We start from the raw sequence: 5316 nt of genomic DNA, 5'->3' as shown, positions 1-5316 counted from the left end.
AGCTTTAACCATTTCTCCAACTGCGCCTGCCGGAGCTTCCCCTTCCGGAGCTTTACCTTCCCCTTCTAAAACAACAAATGGTTCTGCCAATTCTGCAGATGTAGGTGCTCTGAACTCAGCCTTTAAATAGGTATAAAAGTCAAAAGTTATTATATCTCCAACCGAAATTTCATCAAACCTTTTAATTTCCGGGCCGGCTGTAATGGTAGCCATTTCACCATCGGGTCCTTTGAGGGTAACATCGCGGGTTTCCTTAGCAATATCTGTAACCGTTCCCTGCATGGTTGCAAGACTTAATCTTTCTCTTGGTTCTATGGTACTATCAACATCCTGCGCTAACAAAGGATAGGTTAAAAATGTACAAAAGAATAAAGCAATAGCATAAATTTTAATAGTTTTCATAAAATGTAAGTATTAATTTTTGGTTTACTACCAGCAAATTACCTGCTGGTAAATTTTAGTATTTAGAATTCAATTTAAATCTTCAGTGTCTTATTCATAAAACCCTAAGCGATTTCATGGGATTTATAGGCCTCAGCCAGGGCCAACTCACAATAGGTATTAATGTTCTGTACTAACTCTAAAGTTTCTTCAGAATTAGGGAATCCATGTGGAATTTTTTTGGCGATCACAGAGGCCATCTCTTTGTAAATCTTTACCACTTCTTGAATAGATCCGCTACTTAGAATCAGTTTAGCTGCGAGTCCTTTTCTGATTTTTACATTTTCTGTAAATACCTTTTGATTATTATAAACTTCGGCAAGGGTAGCTATAGCCATCACCTGCGGTATTGCACAGAATCTGAATGCACGTTCGTTCGTTAATATTTTTAAGTAATCAAGGCAGTCTGTAGCATGAGAAAGTGCATCATTTACCATATGATTGAGGCACGAGACAGATTCCAATTTCCCCGGGTTTAATGAAAACCCTTCAAATTTGGAGCTATATGTGGTCCATACCTCTTCTGGCCAAAAAATTCTGTTTTCATCCAAGTCTTCTTTATAATCCCTTACAATATTCGTTTTCTGTAAAAAAAGGCCCATAGAGTTGGATAGCACTTTCTGAGATTCCAATTCTTTGTTCTCTATTTCAGAAGCTGCAAAAAGTTCTGACAATCCTATTCCAACCAATCCCGCAACATAGTGACAGTAAAGATTATAATCTTCTAAAGTACTAATTTCAGCCTCTACAAAATCTGCCATCCCATTACCCATTCTTTGGCAGATATCTGTTATAATATTTTGGTATTTTACATCAAGTACTAAAAATGGCTCTATTATCTTGTCATAATTCGCGAGCAGATCCCGATATTCTTCCTTATCCCCTACATTTGAAAGTTTCCATCCTTGTTCGAAGTTTTTTGTATAAAATTCCCGAAGTAAACCAATTTTAGCATCCTGATCCAAATCCATATCATCTTCTATGGAGTCAAGCCCTCTCAAGATGAGATAAAAAAGGCAAACAACATCACTTAACTCATCCGGTAATTGTCTAATAACCGCAGCAAATGATCTTGATACTTTATCAAGAGTATCATAGCAATAGGCGAGATTACTATCGTTTTTTATATTACCGTTTTTATGATGACCAACCATTTTCTTTCCTCCAAATTTCAGTTTTAAAAGAGCAGCCATCTCGTCTGGCTTTAAAATAGATTTCTTTATTGACATAATAGATTGTATATCTTGGCTTAGACTTTATTGTATTTAGTTGATAGCTGATTCAATAATAAAATTTTCTTCCTTTAAATCGGGCCTGGCATTAATTTTCAAAACTTTTATTTCGTTATGCTTAGCTTTTTTAAGGTCCTTATTAACCATAAACATAGGTTGGATTTTTCCCTTGAGCTGCCCAATTGCCTGAAAATCGGAATAGGTCGTAATACTTTTTTCTGTTCCGTCTTTGTTAAAGGCTATAATTTTTAAAATACGATAGGTATTTTCTTCAATTAAATATTCGGTTTCACCATTTACCAAATCTAAAACATCGTTTACCTGCAATTTGTAACAGGATTTGCCCTCAAATTCCTCATTCCCTTTAAAAGCGAAACTCAATTGATCGCGATCCTTTGAGGTGTAATTAGAAATAGAAACCCCGGAATTAACTAAATCCATATTTTTGGAAGTAGCCTTCATCTTTCTGATTTTTCCATTAGCAGGAGTAAATATTTCTATCAATCCTGGTTCATCGGGATAACTAGTTATAACAATAGTAATCCCTTTTAATTTGGTTGGCTGCTGAACTACCGTTTTGGTCTTTTCCATACCTCCAAAATTGGCAATAAGAACATCGTATTGCTTATCTTTCGACTTTCCATTACTTGCTATCTCCTTTATCTCTAGTGATAGTTCCAAATTTTCAGTCAAAAGCTGATCCGCCGCTTTTTCAAAAATTTCCTCAGCACTATTCTGGCCCATAACAGGCAAACAAAATGGCAGGAAAAATACAAATAATTTAAGCTTTAACATAAGGAGCAAAATTAGTACATTTTTTTTAAAAAAATTAATACTATCCTTAGTAGTATACGGATTAAACTTTCTTAAAGATTACTTTAAACATTAATGCAATAAACATTTTAATACTCAACAAAGATAACTTGAATCGAAAAAACAGGCAATACCACAAAAGTTGAATAATAGTAGTAATTTAAATTTGATAAAAAAGGCATTCTTTACCAATTATGATACCCCTGTAATTAATACAATAACTATTCCAGAAACCTGGGTTTTGTTAAAATCACTATGGCAGGAACTAAAAATAGTGAGCTAATTAAACAAGTCGTAATTGAAATGACAATCAGTGCCCCAAAATACTTTAAAGGGGTGAAATTGGATAAAATAAGCGGCATAAAGCCCACTATAACTGAAAGGGCATTAATGATAATTCCCCTACCCGATGTGTTAAGTGTTATGCGCACTGCATTCTTATGATCATGACCTTTAGATCGTTCTGTCTTAAAGCGCCATAAAAAGTGAATGGTATAGTCTACTCCCACTCCAATCATAATAGAAGATAATAAGGCTGTGGCTATGTCTAAAGCTATGCCAAATATTCCCATTAATCCAAATAACACCACTATGGCAATGGTAATAGGCAAAGTGGAGAGCAATCCGGCCTTGGGGGAATGAAAAACAAAACTCAAAATGATAAAAACCACGGCCAGTGCAAATATCAACGATTTAATCTGACCCCACACGACCATATCTGCCAGTTCAATTTCTGTAAGCCCGGCCCCGGCAGCAAATTGAACATTGGGATCATCCTTTGTAAGTGCATTAATTTTTTTCAATACCCTTTTGTTGGCACTATTACTGCCGTCTTTAAGGCTTATTAATATTCTTGCATTTTCATAGTTATAATCCAAAAATTGGGAAATATCATCTTCATTCCCTCCCATTGAAAAGACTTCGATCAATTGGTATATTTCATCGGAAGATTCCGGGATTTCGTTATACCCCTCTTCTTCAGGTTCATAAAAACCTTTGCTTAATTCCTTTACCAGTGAAACAGGAGAACTAACAAGGCCTACTGCAGGGTCTTTTATTATTTCTTTTTCGTATACCTATAAACTGAGAGCCCCCAAATTTTTCATTGATCAATTTTGTAGAACGTCCTACTTCGGACTTAGCAGAAAAATAGCTTTCAACATTGGTGTCAACTTTTAATAAAAATACCCCAATCACCCCAATCACTGCCACTATCATAGAAATTGTAATAATCTTTTTTGGATGTAAGGTCACCCAATTTCCCATGTTACCCAGCAATCTATCCACGATGGGCGCCTTTTTTTGTTCCGTTTGTGTATCCCTGCGCTTTGGTTTAAAAAATGAGAGCATTGCCGGTAAAAACCAAAGACTCAATAATAAAGCAAAACCGATTCCAATAGCAGTTAGCACCCCTAATTCGGCCGCAGGCATCATAGTATGGCTTAGCAAGCCCAGTATTCCCCCTATGGTAGTAATACCGGTTATAAATATGGGCTTTTTAAGATCGATATAAATTTGCTTACAAATTTGTTTCATGGAAAGTTTTTCTTCACCTCTCGCCAATTCCTGATAATGTGCGATCAGGTGAATTCCATAATCATTGGCAATTGCAATGATCATGATAGGCATTAGAATACTGAATAGCGAAATTTTCCAGCCTAAAAAAGACATCAATCCAAAAGATAGAATAATGCTCATAAGAACGATCATAAAGGGCATAAATACCCCTTTCCATTCGCGAAATGAAAAATATAACATAAACACCATAAGAAACATGGCAATGGGAAGTAATACAATCAAATCAGTAAGTATATTTCCCTCAATAGAATATCTGATAAAGGGTAATCCACCTAAGAGCACTTCTTCAGATCCGGGATGATTTGCTACAATTCCCTTTATATCATCTATAATCTTATCCGGTGTTTTGGTATTTTTTATCAGCACAAGGGAGACCAGGCTAAAATCGTCAGAAAAGAACCGATTGGTCATGCTGTTAGCTGCAATTCTTTTCTTTAAAGACACAAAATCGGCCTGATTATCCGGAATTTCTTCAAAGAAGGGCGTCATAGACATGAATCCATCGTCAATAGAAATTTCCTGTGCATTAAATGGAGAAATAATACGATCTAAACCTTCCAGTTCACCTAAATCGGCAGCAAGTGATTCAAGTCTTTTTAAGGTCGCTGCATTAACAACATCTTCTGAATGCAACATTAGCAAGATCATTTCACTTCCTCCAAAAATACTATCCAGCTCTTTTAAGTAAACTTTGTTTTTTATGGTGTCGGGGACATAATCATCGACATTTGAATTTATCTGAAGCCTCGGAATTAGCAGTAGGGAAAGTAGTGTAATAACCATAGCGGTTATCACAATTAGAGAACGGTACTTAATAATTTTGTCTTGCATTTTCATTATAAAAATAGCTATTTATTCAAACCCAAATAAAATTCAAATCCCCATACTATTGCCAGCGCAGGAAACTGTGCGAAAAATGTTCTGAATGACGATGATAAATGTAATTTATTTCTAAAACAAAAACGCTAAATCTGGGGATTTCTATGTTATAACTACCTTCTCGAGGTCACACCAATAGTGCAGAACTTGCCATAATATAAGCTACAACCAGATGAACCTGACTTTTTGTATTCTTAAAACATTGCTTGTAATAAGTTTTATTCTAATAAAATACATTAGTATATTTGCCCCGCAAAATAATTGACTATTTTGTAAGGTCGCGTAGCTTCCTCCTCCGTTTTACTGCGGCGGACAGGCGCTTCGCTCCGCAACACAAGGTCGCGTAGCTTCCTCCTCCGTTTTACTGCGGCGG

5 protein-coding genes are annotated in these 5316 nt (G+C 35.8%); all 5 read right to left on the bottom strand.

All coding sequences use genetic code 11. From position 1 onward, the window contains the following. Positions 1-402 (bottom strand): hypothetical protein (locus Q0X66_RS15565; protein WP_297707989.1); only part of this gene is annotated, 402 nt, incomplete at its 3' end. A gap of 104 nt (positions 403-506) precedes the next feature. Next, complete coding sequence (locus tag Q0X66_RS15560; RefSeq protein ID WP_297707987.1) at positions 507-1670, bottom strand: squalene synthase; 1164 nt, start codon at positions 1668-1670, stop codon at positions 507-509. A gap of 36 nt (positions 1671-1706) precedes the next feature. Further along, a complete protein-coding gene (locus tag Q0X66_RS15555; RefSeq protein ID WP_297707985.1) occupies positions 1707-2468 on the bottom strand; it encodes an outer membrane lipoprotein-sorting protein in 762 nt (253 codons plus the stop codon). Positions 2469-2707: 239 nt separating this feature from the next. Then, positions 2708-3415, bottom strand: a complete 708-nt coding sequence (locus Q0X66_RS15550; protein ID WP_297707982.1) for an MMPL family transporter — start codon at positions 3413-3415, stop codon at positions 2708-2710. Between the two features lie 100 nt (positions 3416-3515). Beyond that, positions 3516-4901, bottom strand: coding sequence for an MMPL family transporter (locus Q0X66_RS15545; RefSeq protein ID WP_297707981.1), 1386 nt, complete (start codon positions 4899-4901; stop codon positions 3516-3518). Between the last annotated feature and the right edge of the window lie 415 nt (positions 4902-5316).

It is taken from the genome of uncultured Eudoraea sp., assembly GCF_947260015.1.
GTDB lineage: Bacteria > Bacteroidota > Bacteroidia > Flavobacteriales > Flavobacteriaceae > Eudoraea.
Note: the sequence above shows the minus strand (reverse complement) of the source record. Positions and strands in the feature narration are given on the sequence as shown.